This is a genomic window from Dokdonia sp. MED134, assembly GCF_000152925.2.
In the GTDB taxonomy this organism is placed as follows: domain Bacteria; phylum Bacteroidota; class Bacteroidia; order Flavobacteriales; family Flavobacteriaceae; genus Dokdonia.
Genome location: NZ_CP009301.1, coordinates 2,310,136 through 2,327,267 on the forward strand (window position 1 = coordinate 2,310,136; position 17,132 = coordinate 2,327,267).

At 38.7% G+C, this 17,132-nt stretch carries 17 protein-coding genes; 11 read left to right on the forward strand and 6 right to left on the reverse strand.

All coding sequences use genetic code 11. The features are described 5' to 3' along the window. The first annotated feature begins 92 nt into the window (after nt 1-92). The 3 genes from MED134_RS10230 (at nt 93) to MED134_RS10240 (ending at nt 2,829) form a co-directional block, all read left to right on the forward strand. Nucleotides 93-383 (forward strand): HU family DNA-binding protein, encoded by a 291-nt coding sequence (locus MED134_RS10230; RefSeq protein ID WP_013750876.1) that lies wholly within the window; start codon nt 93-95, stop codon nt 381-383. A gap of 329 nt (nt 384-712) precedes the next feature. Continuing rightward, on the forward strand, nt 713-2,263 hold the full coding sequence (locus MED134_RS10235) for a ribonuclease E/G (RefSeq protein WP_038598597.1): 1,551 nt from the start codon (nt 713-715) through the stop codon (nt 2,261-2,263). Between the two features lie 86 nt (nt 2,264-2,349). Next, nucleotides 2,350-2,829 (forward strand): regulatory protein RecX, encoded by a 480-nt coding sequence (locus tag MED134_RS10240; protein WP_038598600.1) that lies wholly within the window; start codon nt 2,350-2,352, stop codon nt 2,827-2,829. Here MED134_RS10240 and MED134_RS10245 read toward each other — a convergent pair whose 3' ends face one another. From MED134_RS10245 to MED134_RS10255, 3 genes are all read right to left on the reverse strand, one after another. Beyond that, complete coding sequence (locus MED134_RS10245) at nt 2,830-3,639, reverse strand: carboxypeptidase-like regulatory domain-containing protein (protein WP_038598603.1); 810 nt, start codon at nt 3,637-3,639, stop codon at nt 2,830-2,832. Nucleotides 3,640-3,856: 217 nt separating this feature from the next. Beyond that, a complete protein-coding gene (locus MED134_RS10250; protein ID WP_038598607.1) occupies nt 3,857-4,348 on the reverse strand; it encodes a PAS domain-containing protein in 492 nt (163 codons plus the stop codon). Between the two features lie 68 nt (nt 4,349-4,416). Then, nucleotides 4,417-6,675 carry a TonB-dependent receptor gene (locus MED134_RS10255; RefSeq protein WP_038598610.1) on the reverse strand — a complete coding sequence of 753 codons (2,259 nt, stop codon included), beginning with the start codon at nt 6,673-6,675 and terminating at the stop codon, nt 4,417-4,419. Between the two features lie 101 nt (nt 6,676-6,776). On the opposite strand from MED134_RS10255, the gene MED134_RS10260 reads away from it, so the two are divergent. The 7 genes from MED134_RS10260 (at nt 6,777) to MED134_RS10290 (ending at nt 12,181) form a co-directional block, all read left to right on the forward strand. Next, complete coding sequence (locus tag MED134_RS10260) at nt 6,777-7,430, forward strand: metal-dependent transcriptional regulator (protein ID WP_038598613.1); 654 nt, start codon at nt 6,777-6,779, stop codon at nt 7,428-7,430. Nucleotides 7,431-7,445: 15 nt separating this feature from the next. Continuing rightward, complete coding sequence (locus tag MED134_RS10265) at nt 7,446-8,363, forward strand: metal ABC transporter solute-binding protein, Zn/Mn family (RefSeq protein WP_038598616.1); 918 nt, start codon at nt 7,446-7,448, stop codon at nt 8,361-8,363. Nucleotides 8,364-8,367: 4 nt separating this feature from the next. Next, on the forward strand, nt 8,368-9,108 hold the full coding sequence (locus MED134_RS10270; RefSeq protein ID WP_038598619.1) for a metal ABC transporter ATP-binding protein: 741 nt from the start codon (nt 8,368-8,370) through the stop codon (nt 9,106-9,108). Between the two features lie 40 nt (nt 9,109-9,148). Further along, nucleotides 9,149-9,406, forward strand: coding sequence for a four helix bundle protein (locus tag MED134_RS10275; RefSeq protein ID WP_038598621.1), 258 nt, complete (start codon nt 9,149-9,151; stop codon nt 9,404-9,406). A 20-nt stretch (nt 9,407-9,426) separates the two neighbouring features. Next, a complete protein-coding gene (locus MED134_RS10280; protein WP_038598624.1) occupies nt 9,427-10,539 on the forward strand; it encodes a metal ABC transporter permease in 1,113 nt (370 codons plus the stop codon). Then, nucleotides 10,539-11,696 carry a metal ABC transporter permease gene (locus MED134_RS10285; RefSeq protein ID WP_038598627.1) on the forward strand — a complete coding sequence of 386 codons (1,158 nt, stop codon included), beginning with the start codon at nt 10,539-10,541 and terminating at the stop codon, nt 11,694-11,696. The genes MED134_RS10280 and MED134_RS10285 overlap by 1 nt, the downstream gene beginning before the upstream one ends. A gap of 80 nt (nt 11,697-11,776) precedes the next feature. Beyond that, nucleotides 11,777-12,181, forward strand: coding sequence for a hypothetical protein (locus MED134_RS10290; RefSeq protein WP_038598630.1), 405 nt, complete (start codon nt 11,777-11,779; stop codon nt 12,179-12,181). Between the two features lie 173 nt (nt 12,182-12,354). Here MED134_RS10290 and feoB read toward each other — a convergent pair whose 3' ends face one another. The 3 genes from feoB to MED134_RS10305 form a co-directional block, all read right to left on the reverse strand. Continuing rightward, the gene (gene feoB, locus MED134_RS10295) at nt 12,355-14,481 is read right to left on the reverse strand and encodes a ferrous iron transport protein B (RefSeq protein WP_038598632.1); all 2,127 of its coding nucleotides are present in this window, start codon (nt 14,479-14,481) and stop codon (nt 12,355-12,357) included. Nucleotides 14,482-14,485: 4 nt separating this feature from the next. After that, a complete protein-coding gene (locus MED134_RS10300; RefSeq protein ID WP_035326774.1) occupies nt 14,486-14,716 on the reverse strand; it encodes a ferrous iron transport protein A in 231 nt (76 codons plus the stop codon). A 73-nt stretch (nt 14,717-14,789) separates the two neighbouring features. Further along, nucleotides 14,790-15,494 carry an SCO family protein gene (locus MED134_RS10305; RefSeq protein WP_038598644.1) on the reverse strand — a complete coding sequence of 235 codons (705 nt, stop codon included), beginning with the start codon at nt 15,492-15,494 and terminating at the stop codon, nt 14,790-14,792. A gap of 144 nt (nt 15,495-15,638) precedes the next feature. Between MED134_RS10305 and rseP the strand changes: the two genes are divergently transcribed. After that, nucleotides 15,639-16,946 carry an RIP metalloprotease RseP gene (rseP, locus tag MED134_RS10310; protein ID WP_038598647.1) on the forward strand — a complete coding sequence of 436 codons (1,308 nt, stop codon included), beginning with the start codon at nt 15,639-15,641 and terminating at the stop codon, nt 16,944-16,946. Nucleotides 16,947-17,132: the final 186 nt, after the last annotated feature.

A 17,132-nucleotide genomic window follows, 5' to 3' on the forward strand; every position in this document is an offset into this window, starting at 1 on the left:
GTCTATTTTTTAAAAGATTATGTTTGATTCTTTGATATTTTAATTCCTATATTTGCAATCTTGAATTTTAACCCCCTAATATATTTGACATTATGACTAAAGCTGATATCGTAGCGAAAGTTTCTGAGAAACTGGGTATCGAAAAGAATGACGTACAAGCGACTATTGAATCTTTTATGGAGGAAGTAAAAACTTCATTAGAAGGAGGAGATAACGTGTACTTAAGAGGATTCGGTAGCTTTATAATCAAAACTAGAGCCGAGAAGACTGGTAGAAACATTTCAAAAAATACAACTATCAAGATTCCAGCACATAATATTCCAGCGTTCAAGCCTGCTAAAGTATTTGTAGAAGGTGTAAAAACGAACGTTAGTGTAGACTAATAAGTAATATTTTAAACTATCATTTTTATGCCAAGCGGTAAAAAAAGAAAAAGACACAAGGTAGCGACTCACAAACGTAAGAAAAGACGTAGAGCAAATCGCCACAAAAAGAAAAAGTAGTCTTAAGACTACTTTTTCTTTTATTACACCCTAAGGGTGCAATAACGCGTTCTTTGACATCGCAATAACAGCACTATCTTTTACCTAAGATACGTCATTATTGCAACGGTATTTATTACACACAGTATGTAAACACATACACTATACACCTGTGATAAATTAAAAGTATCAACCATCCCGATTTATATTGGGATAAAAATTACTACAACGTGAATAAAGAATTGATCATAAGATCTAGTTCCTCCGTAGTTGATTTTGCCTTACTAAAAGATGGAAAACTTATAGAACTTCATAAAGATGAAGATGAAAATAAGTTTAACGTAGGTGATATTTATATCGCAAACGTGAGAAAGGCCGTATCTGGTCTCAATGCTGCATTTGTAAATGTAGGTTACGAGAAAGATGCATTTTTGCATTACCACGATTTGGGCCCAAAACTGCCTACCTTACTTAAGTACATCAAAAGTATAAGCACAGGTAAATTAAAAGACTATTCCTTACAAAACTTCACCTTTGAAAAAGACATAGACAAAAATGGCAAAATAGCCGATGTTCTTAAGTCTAAACAAAGTGTACTTGTACAGATCGCAAAAGAACCTATCTCGACTAAGGGGCCTCGCATAAGTAGCGAGTTGTCTATAGCTGGTCGTTATATTGTTCTCGTGCCATTTTCAGACCGCATCTCTATCTCACAAAAGATTGAGAGCAAAGAAGAAAAGGCACGTCTTAAAAGACTGGTAACAAGTATCAGACCCAAAGGGTTTGGCGTGATTGTGCGCACTGTTGCACAAGGTGTAAAAGTTGCAGAACTAGATAAGGACCTGCAAAATCTAGTGGACAAATGGACCACTATGAGCAAAAAAATTAAAGGTGCTCACCACCCTAGTAAAGTACTAGGTGAGATGAATAGGGCATCGTCTATCCTGCGGGATATATTTAACGATAGCTTTACGAGCATCACTGTTGATGATGAGACACTTTATTATCAAATTAAAGAATACCTAAGCGAGATCGCTCCTCATAAAGAGAGCATTGTAAAATTATACAATAGCCAAGTGCCTATTTTTGAGAAATTTGGAATCGAAAGACAAATTAAAACCTCTTTTGGACAAACAGTATCAATGAGCCGTGGTGCTTATCTCGTGATCGAACACACAGAAGCCCTACACGTCGTAGACGTAAACAGTGGTAACAGATCAAACAAGGCCAAGAGTCAAGAAGACACTGCACTCGAGGTAAATATGATTGCTGCCTCAGAAGTAGCAAGACAGCTTAGCCTCCGTGATATGGGAGGTATCATTGTAGTCGATTTTATCGATATGGCAAAGGCTGAAAATCGTCGCAAATTATTCAATCACCTCAAAGACGAGATGAAAGAAGACCGCGCAAAACACAAAATATTACCTCCTAGTAAATTTGGACTTATCCAGATCACTAGGCAGCGAGTACGTCCAGAGATGAACATTAAGACCCGTGAGGAAAACCCGAACGGCGGAACTAATGAGATAGAAGCACCTATTGTAATAGTAGAGAAGCTTCAAGGACAACTCAACCGTATTTTAAAATCTGGTGCAAAAAAGGTAACGCTACACGCGCACCCCTTTGTTGCAGCCTATTTAACAAAAGGCTTTCCTTCTATACGTTCTAAATGGTTTTTAGAACACAAAAAGTGGGTAAAGGTAATGCCACGAGATGCATACACGTATCTCGAGTATAACTTTACAGACGCTTCTGGCAAGGAAATCAAGATTGTAAACTAGTAAAAACCCCATTCTCAATAGAGGATGGGGTTTTTTTATGCGCTGTTGTAAAAATGATATCGCGGTAAAACAAGTACATTTGCCCAGTGCGACAACCCGTAAAAACATATACTGTAGAAGAGGCAAAACGCAAGCTAGAAGCCTACTGTGCTTATCAAGACCGCTGTCATAAAGAGGTGGCACAAAAGCTTAGAGATATGCGTATGATACCAGAAGCTATAGATGTAGTGATAGGTCACCTACTTGAGCACAACTTTTTAAATGAGGAGCGATTTGCAAAAGCCTTTGCAAGGGGTAAATTTCGTCATAAAAGCTGGGGAAGGGTACGTATCACCCGTGAGTTAAAACAACGCGGCATAAGCGCTTATAATCTCAAAACAGCCTTACTTGAGATAGAAGACGAGGAGTATGATAGGGTTTTTAATACGCTTTCGCGAAAGCGTTATGAACAACTCTCCTCAGAAACCGATAAATACCGCAAGCGCAAAAAACTTGCAGACTATCTCTCCTACAGAGGATGGGAAGGTGATCTTGTGTATGAAAGGGTGAAGGAGCTGGTGCCTTAATTAATAAACCTCTACGCCAAAAGATGCTCTGAGGTAAGAACCACTTACTTGTGATTGCAACCAGATTTTATTTTTGAGCTTGGCAAGCGTTACAAATGCATTTATAGATGAGTCGTTGCCGGCTGTAAATCCGTATGCAGCATCATTATTTTCTCCTAGCCATTCTAAGCCTATAAACAGTCCTTCGCTAGGCATCTCTATGTATTGATCTTGAATATCTATACTAAGTGTGCCTTTTTTTCTACGTACGGGATAGATAATTGATTTTGACAATAACTCTTTGTTAGGCTTTTTAGTTATGGGGTCAACGCTATAAATGTGGGCTCTTACTAAAAGGCTATCTTTTTTCTTTGCGCGTATTTTATAATGAAGCGATTTAAGGGTATGCGCAGCGCCTGTTTTATTGGGGATGTGTTGTGCTAGAATAATATTTTCACCATAGGTTGTGATATAATGAGTTTTCTTAAGATTTGTATATCCTAAGGTTTGCACTTTTTTATTCTGTACTATAACCTCTGTTAGGTTTGTGTTCTTTTCTTTTAGAAAGATAGTATCATTATATACTTCTTTTTTTAAGGTTTTTGTGTGGTAGCCTAGATGTGTTATTGTAATTACTTCCTTCTTATATCCTTGTTTTAAAATTACTTCTCCAGTTGCATTGCTAGTAAGACCTTCATTATTGTTACCCGTAAAAATGTGAGCAAATGCAAGAGGCTTTTTTGATAAACTGTCAACTATTATAAGTTTTCGTTCTTGGCAGAATACTTGACTAGATACAAGTAATGCAAGTATGAAAATTTTTAGTTTCATTAGGTCACGTTTTCAATTTTAAGCAGCGGTAAGATAGAAATTTCTTACGCACATCCTTTACGGATTTCCTTTATATAGAGCATTTTATGGTTTTTTACGCTTTCGCGAAAGCGAAAAATATCCACCTACAATTTACGTGGAGTGCAAGTAGTTTAAAAAAGTGTGCTGTACTAATGAGTCAAAAAAAGGAGGACTCAATATTTAATAGAAAGAAATATTAGGCTACTCTAGCAGGTTTCTCTAGCGCCATAAAATGAGTGATCTCACTTTTTGAATTGTGTAGCGGTATAATTTTGATATCACACAGGTACGGTGTGCCATCTTTTTTATAATTGAGGAGTTGTCGTTCTACAACTGTTCCTTTGTTGAGGTGTGTTTTAATCTCTTCACGTACTTGTAGTGAAGTTTTTGCGCCTTGTAAAAAGCGAGGGTGCTTCCCTATGGCATAACTCTTAGGGTAACCTGTCATATCGCTAAAGCCTGCATTTACCCACTGTATGCGCTGTGTGTGATCTGTAACAACTATGGTGGTGTAGTCGCAATCTGTTATTGCGGTAACATCAATCGTCCACTTATATTTTTTCTTGAAAATGGCAAGTTGCTCTCGTTCGGCTTTTTTTCTCGCTTTTATACTGTTTTGAGCAAGACCTTCAGAAAAAATATCCCAAGATTGTAATGGGGCAATGGCACGTATGATTTTCTTCTTCATCTTCTCAATTTTTGAGAAAAGTACACAAGTTTATATCCATAGGTGTTAAATTAATGAGGATTAACACTTTAGTTTAAGGTGTAGCGTATCCCAAAGAAGCCTCGTATTCCTTGGTTAGGAGCAAATATATAGTTGGGGTCAAAGGTGAGTGCATTTGGGTTATCTGCCGTAGGTACTACTTGCCCTTGATTATCAAAGACTACATTTTCATCAAAAGGATCGTCTGCTCTGGCGATGATAAAAGGGTTATTGCGGTTAGGAGTGTAGTTCAACAAGTTTTTGACTCCGCCATAGAGTTCTAGGTTTGTAATGCCGTCATAGGTGAGCTGTATATTTTGTGTACTCCAGGTGGGGCTGTATTCTTCTCTAGGGTCTAGTTCTCCCAGTATGGGTAATCGCATAGGGCCGTATAGGCTACCTGTATAATCTATATTGAGATTAAGGTTTTCTATTTTATAGCTTAGTGACCAGTTAGCACTATAACTCTCTGTAAGAATTTGACGCTCACGCACGCCGTCTTCGGTTTGTGATACGTCTTGATATGTAACTCCTAGACTTCCTTTTATACCGTTTGTGAGTGTGGCGTCTAGATTAATACTAGCACCGTAAGTTTGTGAGTAGCCATTAAGGTTGCTGTATATAATCTGGTTTGGGTTTGTGTCATAATCTGGGAGTATTTGATTTGTAAAATGTGTAAACCAAGTAGAAGCATCTAGCGTTAAGATGGCATTGCGATTATAAATTTTCTTTAAGTAGTTGAGATTGACATTATACGATTGCTCTGGGTCTAGCTCTTCTGTGATAATGACATCTCTTGCACCTGTAAGCGCGGCGTGATCTTCGGCAAAGAGGCTTACAATTCTAAAACCTGTACCAGCATTGATTCTTAAAATATTGTCTTCATTAAATTTATGTCGGTAGGCTAGGCGCGGGGTAAATATGCTGCCGTGTCGTGAGTCATAATCATAACGCGCACCCAGTAAAAGAGTGTTTTTATCTGTAAACTTAATCTCATCTTGTATTAAAAATGAAGGAATCACCACCTCTTCTTCGGCATTTGCTCCTGCATTAAAGGTTGCTGTGGTATTGTCATCATAATAGTTATAACGTACACCACCTGCGAGCAGTAGGTCGTGCTTATTTATTTTTTTGTTCCAGGTGAGCTGGGTAAAACCTATGCGTTGCTGTGCGATGTATGCTTCGTTGCCATACACGCTATTTTGATCGTGGTCTGTGTATGAAAAGCGTAGTAAGAAATCTTCGGTAGTGGGTAGTTGGTAATTTCCTAAAATTTCAAAACGACGTGTGTAAATGCTCTCTCCATATATTTCATCGCCTCCGCGAAAAGCGGGTGTCCACTGTATTTCTCCACCCCATCTGTCTTCATAAAAAAACCGTCCAGCAAGATCAAAGACTTTATCATCCTTACGATCAAAACTCCACTTATTAAACACCGAAATACGGCCCTGCAGCGTTACATCTGTAAAGTTGTCGTTGTTGTTATCTATGGGATTGCTATAGTTGTAATAGTTTACACCCACTAGACTGTTTGCTTTTCCAGCCTTAAAAGAAGCGCCTATGTCTAAGTTGTTTTCTCCCCAACTTGTAAGTTGGTTTTCTATAAAAAAGCGTGGTGCTTGTTCGGGTATTTTTGTAATCACATTTATTAATCCTCCTACTGCCTCGCTTCCATAGAGCGATGAGGCTGGTCCTTTTACAACTTCCACACGTTCTATAAGTGAAGTAGGAATCCCAGAAAGACCATATACAGTAGAAAGGCCACTTACAATAGGCATCCCGTCTATGAGTACAAGCGTGTATGGTCCTTCAAGACCATTAATATGTATGTCGCCTGTATTACACACACTACAGTTGAGCTGCGGGCGCACGCCATTCACATTTTGCAACGCCTCAAAAACCGAGGGAACAGGATTCTTTTTTAAAAATGCTTGAGAGTACACCTCTACCGGCACGGGGCTTTCTTTACGCACCACAGGTTTGAGGGTTCCAGAAATTACGACTTCCTCGAGAGATGTGTTTTGTTTTAGAAAGAAATTTGCGGTAATAGTACCACCGTTTACAGTGATGTTTTTCTTTACAGATTCATAACCTGTAAAAGAGGCAATAAGGGTATAAGTTCCGTCTGGCACATTTAAAATCTCAAAGCTACCATCATTATTTGAAGATGCACCTAGAGTTGTATTTGCGAGGTATACGTTTACAAAGGGTAATGGGCCCTTAGGGTCAGAAACTTCACCTTTAATGGTGGTTTGAGCAGTGGTAAATTGAGTAGCAAAAAGCAATAGACATAAAAGTATTCTATGCATAGTTTTTCTTTTTTCTGCAAAGCTATATAAAAAGTTAGTCTTATCTAAAAAATTATTGTTGCGATTGTAAAAATCTGTATCTTTGGTGACATCAATAAGTTATGTATAGCAAGTCAGAAGAAAATTATTTAAAAGCAATCTACCATCTTGAGGCGATTGCAAAGCACGGGGTGAGCACTAATGCCATAGCAGGAGAGATGGAGACCAAGCCATCTTCTGTTACAGATATGGTAAAGAAGCTTGCAGATAAAGGTCTGGTAAATTATGTGAAATATAAGGGCACCACACTTACAGAAAAAGGAAGAAAAGCGGCGCTAGGTGTCGTGAGAAAACATCGTATTTGGGAAGTTTTTCTTTTAGAAACGCTCGATTTTCAATGGGACGAGGTGCACGATATAGCAGAGCAACTGGAGCACATAAAATCACAAGAGCTCATAAACAGGCTCGATAAGTTTTTAGATTATCCAGATTACGATCCGCACGGTGATCCTATTCCAGATAAAAACGGAAATATCAAAAGTGCAGAAAAGAAACTACTCGCCGAACTTAAGAAAGGAAACCAAGGTCAGCTAGTAGGTGTGCGTGAGACAAGTCCAGACTTTCTTCAGTTTTTAGACAAGCGTAGCATAGCGATAGGTTCAAAAATTAAAGTGCTTGGTAAAGAGTTTTTTGATGGATCAATGGTCATTCAGGTGCAGGGAGAGCAGTTTTTTATCTCAAAAAAAATAGCCGAAAATCTTTACATCCACATTTAATTTAAAGCAATATTAATGAAGCAGAGTTTTTATATCGCAATTGTATTTTTCGCTTTAAGCGTGATAAGTTGTAAAGAAAATAAAGAGGATAATGGTAGGTTAAACGTTGTTACCACTACCTCTATGATTACGGACCTCGTAAAAAACATAGGTGGTGAGCACATCAACTTGCAAGGGCTTATGGGTGCCGGAGTAGATCCACACTTATATAAAGCAAGTGCTGGCGATGTGACAAAATTATCTCGTGCAGATGTTATTTTTTATAACGGCCTACACCTAGAAGGTAAACTGGTGGAGGTGTTTGAAAAGATGAACGCCACCCAAGTCACGCAAGTGGCTCTAGGAGAAGCTCTTGATAAAAGCACGCTCATAGGGTCAGACTATTTTGCGTCTAACTATGATCCTCACGTGTGGTTTAATATCAATTATTTTAAGCAGTTTGTAGCAGAGGTGACAAGTACGCTTTCGCGAAAGGACCCTCAGAACGCACAACATTATCAAACAAATGCTAAAGCGTACCTCGCAAAACTAGAAACCCTAGAAGCCGAAATAAAGGCCAAAGTAGCAACCCTTGCCCCCGAAAAAAGGATACTCGTTACCGCACACGACGCCTTTAATTATTTTGGCAAGAGTTATGGTTTTGAGGTAGTAGGCTTGCAGGGTCTATCTACAGCAGCAGAGGCTGGTGTTCAAGACGTACAGCGTCTATCAAAATTTATAATAGAGAATAAGGTAAAAGCCATCTTTGTAGAAAGCTCTGTGCCTAGACGCACGATAGAGGCATTGCAAGCCGCAGTTCAGTCTAAAGGAAACGAAGTAACCATAGGGGGATCTTTATATAGCGATGCGCTGGGTAATGCTGGTACAGAAGAGGGAACCTACATAGGGATGTTTACATATAATGTGACTACAATCGTAGAAGCTTTAAAATAAAACAATGTCAGAATCAAAAATAGCCATACGCGTAGATGATCTCACTGTTGCTTATAACTATAAGCCAGTGCTGTGGGATATAGATCTTGAAGTGCCTGAAGGTGTGCTTATGGCAATAGTAGGTCCTAATGGTGCTGGTAAGTCTACTCTAATAAAATCCATTTTGGGTATTATAGACCCCATAGCGGGTAGTGTTTCCATTTATGGAAAACCATACGATAAGCAGCGTAAGCTTGTGGCCTACGTACCTCAAAAGGGGAGTGTAGACTGGGATTTCCCCACTACGGCGCTAGATGTAGTGATGATGGGAACGTATGGAAAGCTAGGGTGGATAAAACGACCAGGAGCAAAGCAAAAAAAGGCAGCGCTAGAAGCACTTGAAAAAGTAGGGATGCTACCTTTTAAAAGTAGGCAAATAAGTCAACTGTCTGGCGGGCAGCAGCAACGTGTCTTTCTTGCCAGAGCACTTGTGCAAAATGCTGCTATTTATTTTATGGATGAACCTTTTCAAGGGGTAGATGCCACGACAGAAATTGCTATTATCAATATCTTAAAGGAGCTTCGTAAAGCAGGTAAAACCGTAGTGGTTGTGCATCACGATTTACAAACGGTACCAGAGTATTTTGACTGGGTAACATTCTTAAATGTAAAGAAGATTGCTACCGGTCCAGTAAAAGATATATTTAATGATGATAATCTCACCAAAACCTATGGAATTAATTATAAAGTAGCGGTAAATCAGTAGTTGGTAGTTTTTAGAGTTTAGCTTTTAGAATATTTAGAGAATGAGTAAAGAAGTTGTATTTAATTTTGAAAAACTAAAAGTGTATCAAAAATCACTAGACTTTGTTGACTTTGTCTATGAAATAATTCAGAAGTTCCCAGTTGATGAGAGGTTTGCTTTAAGCTCTCAATATCGCAGGGCAGCATTATCTATTTCACTCAACATTGGTGAAGGTCAAGGGAGTTCTGATGCGCAATTTAATAGATATTTAGATATTGCTCTCAATTCATTAAGTCTAAATCCCAAAGCTAAAGGTTAAGAACTAATAGCTATTAATTTATGGAACTCTCAGATTACTTCTCGCAATTATTTTCAGATTATACCCTAAGGACTATCACCTTGGGTACAGCTATTCTTGGAGCAATCTGTGGGATGTTAGGGAGTTTTGCGGTATTGAGAAAACAGAGCCTTCTAGGTGATGCAATCTCACACGCAGCCCTACCAGGTATTGCAATAGCTTTTTTAATCACCGGCACAAAGGATAGTAATATCTTATTGCTTGGAGCACTCGTAAGTGGTTTGATAGGTACTTTCTGGATACGAGGTATGATTACAAAAACGCACCTCAAGAGTGATACAGCACTTGGTCTTGTGTTGTCATTATTTTTTGGTTTTGGAATGTTATTGCTCACATTTATACAGAAACAGCCCAATGCAAATCAAGCTGGACTTGATAAATACTTATTTGGTCAAGCCGCAACCCTTGTAGAGAGCGACGTAATTTTGATGGCGATTGTAACTGGGATTTGTCTGGTGATTATGTTACTCTTCTGGAAGGAGTTTAAAATTCTTCTCTTTGATGCAGATTATACAAAGACATTGGGTTTTAATACTAGATTTATAGATGTGCTTATCACTTTTTTTATTGTTCTGGCAATTGTTTTAGGATTGCAAACGGTAGGTGTTGTACTTATGAGTGCTATGCTTCTTGCTCCTGCCGCAGCTGCAAGACAGTGGACAAATAAGCTAAGTGTAATGATCGTGCTTGCGGCGATTTTTGGCGCCTTTTCTGGTGTATTTGGGACAGCTATAAGTGCGAGTCAAAACAACTTATCTACAGGGCCAGTTATTGTGCTGGTAGCTGGTGTGTTTGTGGTGGTTTCTTTTGTGTTTTCTCCTGGTCGCGGAATTTTGTTTAAACAGCTGCGCAAGTATCAGAATAGACGAGATCTCAAATTACAAAAGACCTTGCAATTTATGTTTGATATTGCAAAAACACACGAGAATATATCACACCCACACGCAATAAGGATTCTTAATAATTTCCAAGGGTATACCCGTGCTTCTCTTAAAGAGATGGAAGAAAAAGAATGGGTGAAAGTACGAGGTCAGAAATGGGCAATGACAGAAAAAGGCTATGATGCCGCAGTAAACCTTTATAAGAATAATTAATGGATGCTCAGGTAGAAATACAACTTATTGCCGCAGTAGTCGCTATAGCTTGTGCTATACCAGGAGTTTTTCTTGTATTGCGCAAGATGGCGCTCATAAGTGACGCCATAAGTCACTCTATCTTACCGGGTATTGTGATAGGCTTCTTTATAACAGAAGATCTTAACTCTCCACTTTTAATACTTCTTGCGGCTCTTATGGGAGTGATTACAGTTGTACTCGTGGAGGCAATACAGAAAACAGGACTTGTAAAAGAAGACACGGCAATAGGCTTAGTCTTCCCAGCCTTATTTAGCATAGGTGTTATTCTCATTGCAAAAAATGCAAACGATGTGCACCTAGATGTAGACGCCGTCTTGCTAGGTGAGCTCGCTTTTGCTCCTTTTGACAGACTCATTGTGTCTGGTACAGATATCGGTCCAAAATCTTTATGGGTTATGGGTACAATTCTATTAATAACCGTAGGTATGCTATTTGCCTTCTTTAAGGAACTTAAAGTAAGCACCTTTGATGCAGGACTATCAGCAGCGTTAGGATTTTCACCAGTCGTTCTGCACTATGGGTTAATGACAGTTTCTTCGGTTACGGTGGTGGGCGCTTTTGAAGCAGTAGGTGCAGTGCTAGTCGTAGCGCTTATGATTGCCCCGGCAGCCACTGCATATTTGCTCACTTCAGATTTAAAAAAGATGCTGGTGTTATCTGTTATTTTTGGAGTCTTTTCGGCAATAGCGGGGTATTGGGTGGCTCATTTTCTTGATGCCTCTATCGCTGGATCTATGACAACCGTCTTAGGTTTAGTCTTTTTAATGGTCTATCTATTTGCGCCAAATAAAGGTCTCATTGCAGTGATGTATCGCCAGAAACAACAGCGCACGGAAGTGTCACTTCTTACATTTTTATTACATTTAAACAACCACGAGGAAGAGAGTGAGCGCCACGTAAAACATCTTAATGAGCATATAAACTGGCAAAAGGTACGCTCTAAAACAGTACTCGACCTTGCTGAAAAAAATAATCTCGTACACATTGATAAGAACATTGTCTCTCTTACTACAAAAGGAAAAGAGTTTACAGACCTCGCTTTAGAATATATCATCACAAATAAGGATGAAAAAATAGAGCATATGAAGGATGACTTCTTCCTCTTTAGAGGCTAATTAATAGTTATTTTGCAACGTGGCATTAGTTTTGGAGTATTTAAGTAACTAATCATAAGATTTAAAAAGAACCGTTGTTTATGAAAACATACCTTACACTCATTTGTTTGCTTTTATTTTCCGCTTTCGCGAAAGCGCAAGACACCACAAAAGTAGAAGTCCCAGTGATATATGTTAAAGCATATCAAGGCACCGCTACGCCTATAAATCATACGTCATTGAGACTGGTGCAAGTATTGCAAGACAGCAGGTGCCCAAAAGGTGCCGACTGTATCTGGGCGGGAAATGCAAAAGTTGAGGTAGAAATAATAAATCAAAAAGGTGATAAAATCACCAAACAAGTTACACTAAACGGGGTGCAATCACCACCAGTGTTTACAGAAGATGGTCTTGAGATCTATATAAGAGGTCTAGCGCCTTATCCTACAACGGGATCAAAAATAAATCCGAGTGATTATTATTTGAGGGTGGAGGTAAAAAACTAGCAACCGCAACTGCCATTACCACAGCCGTTGTCGTTCTTCTTTTTTAAAAAAGACGGGGTATAAATAAATTTTGTTATTAAGTAACCTACAGCTGCAAGAAAGATGAGCAGCACCATAATTTTTTGAAAAATCTCCATATTACTTAGTAGTTCTTAATGGTTAATCCTTACAGTTTATTTGAGCATCTGGTAGGCTATTAGCGCAGCCATATATGCAATTACTGTCATTGCCCCTAGTTGTATCATAGGCCACTTCCAGGTATTAGTTTCCCTCTTTACAATGGCAAGTGTACTCATACATTGCATTGCAAAGGCATAAAATAATAAGAGCGATATACCACTTGCAAAGTTAAATCTAGGCGTACCTAGTACTGGGTTGATCTCGCCTGCCATTCTATTTTTTATCGTTTCTTCTTCGGCGTCACCTACGCTATAAATAGTTGCTAGTGTACCTACAAAGACCTCACGAGCGGCAAACGAAGTGATAAGGGCGATCCCTATTTTCCAGTCATAACCAAGTGGTTCTACTATAGGCTCTATGGCTTTACCCATATAACCTATATAGCTGTGTTCTAGCTTCTGGCTTGCAACGAGTTTATCTATTTCTGCTTGGTAAGCCTGCGCATCTGTAAATGCGTTGATACCTCCTTGTGCTTCTAGGTTTGTGGTTACAATATCTTCTGCCTGATTAAATTTTTCATTAGGCCCAAAAGAAGCGAGTACCCATAGCACAATACTTATGGCGAGTATGATTTTACCAGCATCTACTACAAAAGATTTTGTCTTTTCAAGTACATTGATTCCCACGTTTTTAAGAAGAGGGAGTTTATAGTTAGGCATTTCTACTACAAAGAAAGACTTACTTTTTATTTTAAGAATCTTATTGAGGATCCACGCAGAGCCTATGGCAGCACCAAAGCCTATGAGGTACATAAGCATAAGCGTGAGCGCCTGCAGATTAAAAAATAAGAACTTCTCATCTGGAATAACAAGTGATATAATAATAAGATATACAGGTAATCGTGCAGAGCAGGTGGTAAATGGCGTTACTAGTATGGTAATTAATCGCTCTTTCCAGCTTTCTATATTACGAGTCGCCATTACAGCGGGTATAGCACAGGCCGTTCCAGATATAAGCGGCACTACAGATTTACCACTTAGTCCAAAACGGCGCATCACCCTATCCATCAAGAAGACTACGCGACTCATATAGCCGCTCTCTTCTAGCACAGAAATAAATAAAAATAAAAAGGCAATTTGTGGTATAAAAATCACGATACCACCTAGTCCCGCGATTATACCTTCGGCAAGTAGGTCTGTGAGCTTTCCTTCTGGTAGCGTGGCTTGTACCCACTCACTCATATGTGCAAATGCAGCGTCTATCGCATCCATTGGGTATTGCGACCAGTCATATATCACTTGAAAAATAAGCAAGAGTATCGCAAAGAAAATCACGTAACCCCATACTTTGTGCGTGAGTATGCGATCAAGACGCGCTCTTAGATCTTTTGCATTTTCTACGTCTATAGTTTGTGTCTCGTTGAGCGTCTCATTTATAAACTTATAGCGTATGATGGTTTCCTTTTGCTGTAGTCTTTTTAGGTTACTCTCAGACTCGGTCTTAAATGATGAGATACTCTTCATCTCCCCACGTTCTAGTTTACCAAAGTTTACATCTTGAGTAATTACTAGCCATAACTTATATAAATCTTGGTTAGGAAAGGCTTTGCGTAGTCTATCAAAATATTCTGGAGCAATGACAGATGCATTTACACAAGGCTCTGTGTTAAGCGTGCGATACTCAGATATAAGCTCTTTGAGTTCTGTAATTCCCGTATTTTTTCTTGAGCTTATAAGAGCTATGCGTGTTTTAAGACGCTTCTCCATCTCTGGTATATCTAGGGAGATGGCTTTGCGCTCCATACGGTCTGCCATATTTATGGCGAGTATGGTGGGTATACCTAGATCTTTAATTTGTGTAAAAAGGAGCAGGTTGCGCTTTAGGTTTTCTACGTCAGACACTACAACTGCTACATCTGGGTAGTCTTTATCATTCTTGTTAAGTAGTAACTCTATTACAACATTCTCATCTAGTGAAGAAGCATTAAGACTATAAGTACCTGGTAGGTCTAATATATGTGCTTTTACACCACGAGGGAGTTTACATACACCTTCCTTTTTTTCTACCGTAATACCGGGATAGTTACCTACCTGCTGGTTAAGGCCTGTAAGGTGATTAAATACAGAGGTCTTCCCTGTGTTCGGGTTACCGATGAGTGCAACGTTGAGCTGTTTTGCCATAGGGTTATGCTGGCGTTTCTATTAGAATGTGTAATGCAGTCTCACGACGTATTGCCATATGACAACCATTTACATCTATGTACATAGGGTCTGCAAAGGGCGCAAGTTGTAATAAACGCACTTCGTTACCTGGTAGACAGCCCATTTCTAGTAGTTTAAGAGGCACCTCGTCTGTCATTACATCTGTAATGATTGCGCGTTCTCCTTTTAGTAAGTGGGCTACTGTTTTTTTCAATGTTTATTTAGATTGAATTTAGATAACAAAAGTAATGCATTTTACGCTTTCGCGAAAGCGTACGCATTCCAAACTAAAAAATCTTTTGATACCAAGCTTTACGTGGCTCGTACTCTTGTTTTAAAATCTCGATGTCTTCTAGCAATTGATCTATGGCTTCACGATCTGTACCGTCATAGTATCCTCTTATTTGACTTTTTTTGTCAATGAGCATAAAGTTTTCGGTATGTACCATATCTAGGTCATCTTCTGTACCTGGTATATCTTTTACCGCGAGATAACTCTTTCGCGCAAGCGTAAAGATTTCTTCTTTTGAGCCGGTTACAAGATTCCATCTACTATCATCTACACCTTTCTTAGTGGCGTATGCTTTTAAAATTTCTGGAGTGTCATACTCAGGGATAACTGAGTGCGAGAGTAGTTTTACAAGTGTGTCACCTTTGAGCTCTTCTTGTATCTCTACCATATGGTCTGTCATAATAGGACATATAGTCTGGCAGGTGGTAAAGAAAAAATCTGCCACATAGATGTGGTCCTTGTAGTCTTTTTGAGTTACTAGATTACCGTTTTGATTTGTAAGAGCAAAGTCACTTATTTTGTGATATTTCTTGACATACTGAAGGGTGCTGTCTACGAGTTCTTTATTAACCATATCTGGCTGATATATGGGTAGTGTAGGTGTAACTTTAAGCTGACTATATATTAAGGTAAGTATAATTACAGATAGTACAAACAGTGTAATGAGCAGTATTTTATAGCGATTAAAAATCTGTCGCATAGCTTTATTTTTTTACAAAGTTACAATGCACGTGGCATTTACTTTAAGTATGGCTTGAAAAATGCTATCATACAGCTCTAGAACTTTACTATGCGCATCGAAAAGCCTATTTTTGTGCGTTTTAAAAATTGATTTTTATCCTTTATGGAGACATTTATACAGATTGCCCAGTTTACGCTAGCTATATCTATTCTTGTGGTTTTACACGAGTTTGGTCACTTTGCTCCTGCCAGATGGTTTGGAATTAAGGTGGAGAAGTTTTTCTTGTTTTTTGATGTGAAGTTTGCACTTTTTAAAAAGAAGATAGGTGATACCGTTTATGGTATAGGGTGGCTACCTCTAGGTGGTTATGTCAAGATTGCTGGTATGATAGATGAATCTATGGATAAGGAGCAGATGGCAAAAGATCCAGAACCTTGGGAGTTTAGGTCTAAGCCAGCGTGGCAACGTCTTATTGTAATGATAGGGGGTGTAACGGTTAATGTACTGCTTGCGTGGTTTATCTATAGTGTTATGCTTGTGTATTATGGTGATGAGTATGTGCCTGCAGACCGATTAAAATATGGTATTGCAGTAGGTGAGATAGGTGAGGAGATAGGCCTTCGTAATGGAGACCAGGTTATAAAAATAGATGATAAGACGGTCACACGTTTTGATGATGTCCAGATAGATATTTTACTAGGTGACAATGTAACTGTTGTACGTGATGGAAACGAGATGACATTTGCCATACCAGATGAGGCAAAAAAATCTGTGCTTGACGCAGAGGAGCGTTTTATAAGACCAAGATTTAGTAATATAATAGGTGTTGTTGCAAAGGACTCAATAGGGTATGTAAATGGAGTGCTTGCTGGAGACCGTATTATGAATATAAATGGTACACCTATAAATGAGTGGTCAGAGTTTCAGTCTGTCTTTGACGCCGCAAAGGGTGGTGAGGTTGTGATGCAACTAGATAGAGATGGCGAGCAGATTGAGAAAAGATTTATGGTAGCTCAAGATAGAGCGCTAGGTGTAGCAGCAAATGTAAATGAACTTCTGGTTAAAGATGAGTATAGCGTTGCTGCGGCAATACCAGCAGGTCTCACAAAAACTTGGGATGTACTTACAAAACAAGTAAGACAATTTAAACTCATATTTAATAGAAAAGTACAAGGCTATAAAAAAGTAAAAGGTCCTATAGGTATTGTTGAGATGATGGCGCCACAATGGGACTGGTATAAATTCTGGGGCTTTACGGCAATGTTTTCTGTATGGCTAGCTTTTGTAAATATTCTTCCTATCCCAGCGCTAGATGGTGGACACGTTATGTTTTTACTTTATGAGATGATTTCTGGTAAAGCACCTTCAGAAAAAACATTAGAAAGAGGACAGATAATAGGTTTTGTTATCGTGATGGGTCTAATGGTGATCATTTTTGGTAACGATATTTGGAATCTAATAAAGGGATAATCCTTACGCTTACGCGAAATATAAAAATTGATTAAAACTATTGCTAAAAATCGATTTATAGTTTTTTCTTATTCAAATTCTAAAAAGCGCTCTGAAAGAGCGCTTTTTTTTATGCTTTAAAAAAACATAAATGGTTTTTATTGTGAAATTATTTTACAGGCCTTAAATCATCTTAAAATGGATATT

Coding starts and splice junctions, on each gene's coding strand:
- MED134_RS10280 (WP_038598624.1), top strand. CDS start 9,427: ATGGAACTCTCAGATTACTTCTCGCAATTATTTTCAGATTATACCCTA.
- MED134_RS10230 (WP_013750876.1), top strand. CDS start 93: ATGACTAAAGCTGATATCGTAGCGAAAGTTTCTGAGAAACTGGGTATC.
- MED134_RS10290 (WP_038598630.1), top strand. CDS start 11,777: ATGAAAACATACCTTACACTCATTTGTTTGCTTTTATTTTCCGCTTTC.
- MED134_RS10245 (WP_038598603.1), bottom strand. CDS start 3,639: ATGAAACTAAAAATTTTCATACTTGCATTACTTGTATCTAGTCAAGTA.
- rseP (WP_038598647.1), top strand. CDS start 15,639: ATGGAGACATTTATACAGATTGCCCAGTTTACGCTAGCTATATCTATT.
- MED134_RS10305 (WP_038598644.1), bottom strand. CDS start 15,494: ATGCGACAGATTTTTAATCGCTATAAAATACTGCTCATTACACTGTTT.
- MED134_RS10285 (WP_038598627.1), top strand. CDS start 10,539: ATGGATGCTCAGGTAGAAATACAACTTATTGCCGCAGTAGTCGCTATA.
- MED134_RS10270 (WP_038598619.1), top strand. CDS start 8,368: ATGTCAGAATCAAAAATAGCCATACGCGTAGATGATCTCACTGTTGCT.
- MED134_RS10255 (WP_038598610.1), bottom strand. CDS start 6,675: ATGCATAGAATACTTTTATGTCTATTGCTTTTTGCTACTCAATTTACC.
- MED134_RS10260 (WP_038598613.1), top strand. CDS start 6,777: ATGTATAGCAAGTCAGAAGAAAATTATTTAAAAGCAATCTACCATCTT.
- MED134_RS10265 (WP_038598616.1), top strand. CDS start 7,446: ATGAAGCAGAGTTTTTATATCGCAATTGTATTTTTCGCTTTAAGCGTG.
- feoB (WP_038598632.1), bottom strand. CDS start 14,481: ATGGCAAAACAGCTCAACGTTGCACTCATCGGTAACCCGAACACAGGG.
- MED134_RS10275 (WP_038598621.1), top strand. CDS start 9,149: ATGAGTAAAGAAGTTGTATTTAATTTTGAAAAACTAAAAGTGTATCAA.
- MED134_RS10250 (WP_038598607.1), bottom strand. CDS start 4,348: ATGAAGAAGAAAATCATACGTGCCATTGCCCCATTACAATCTTGGGAT.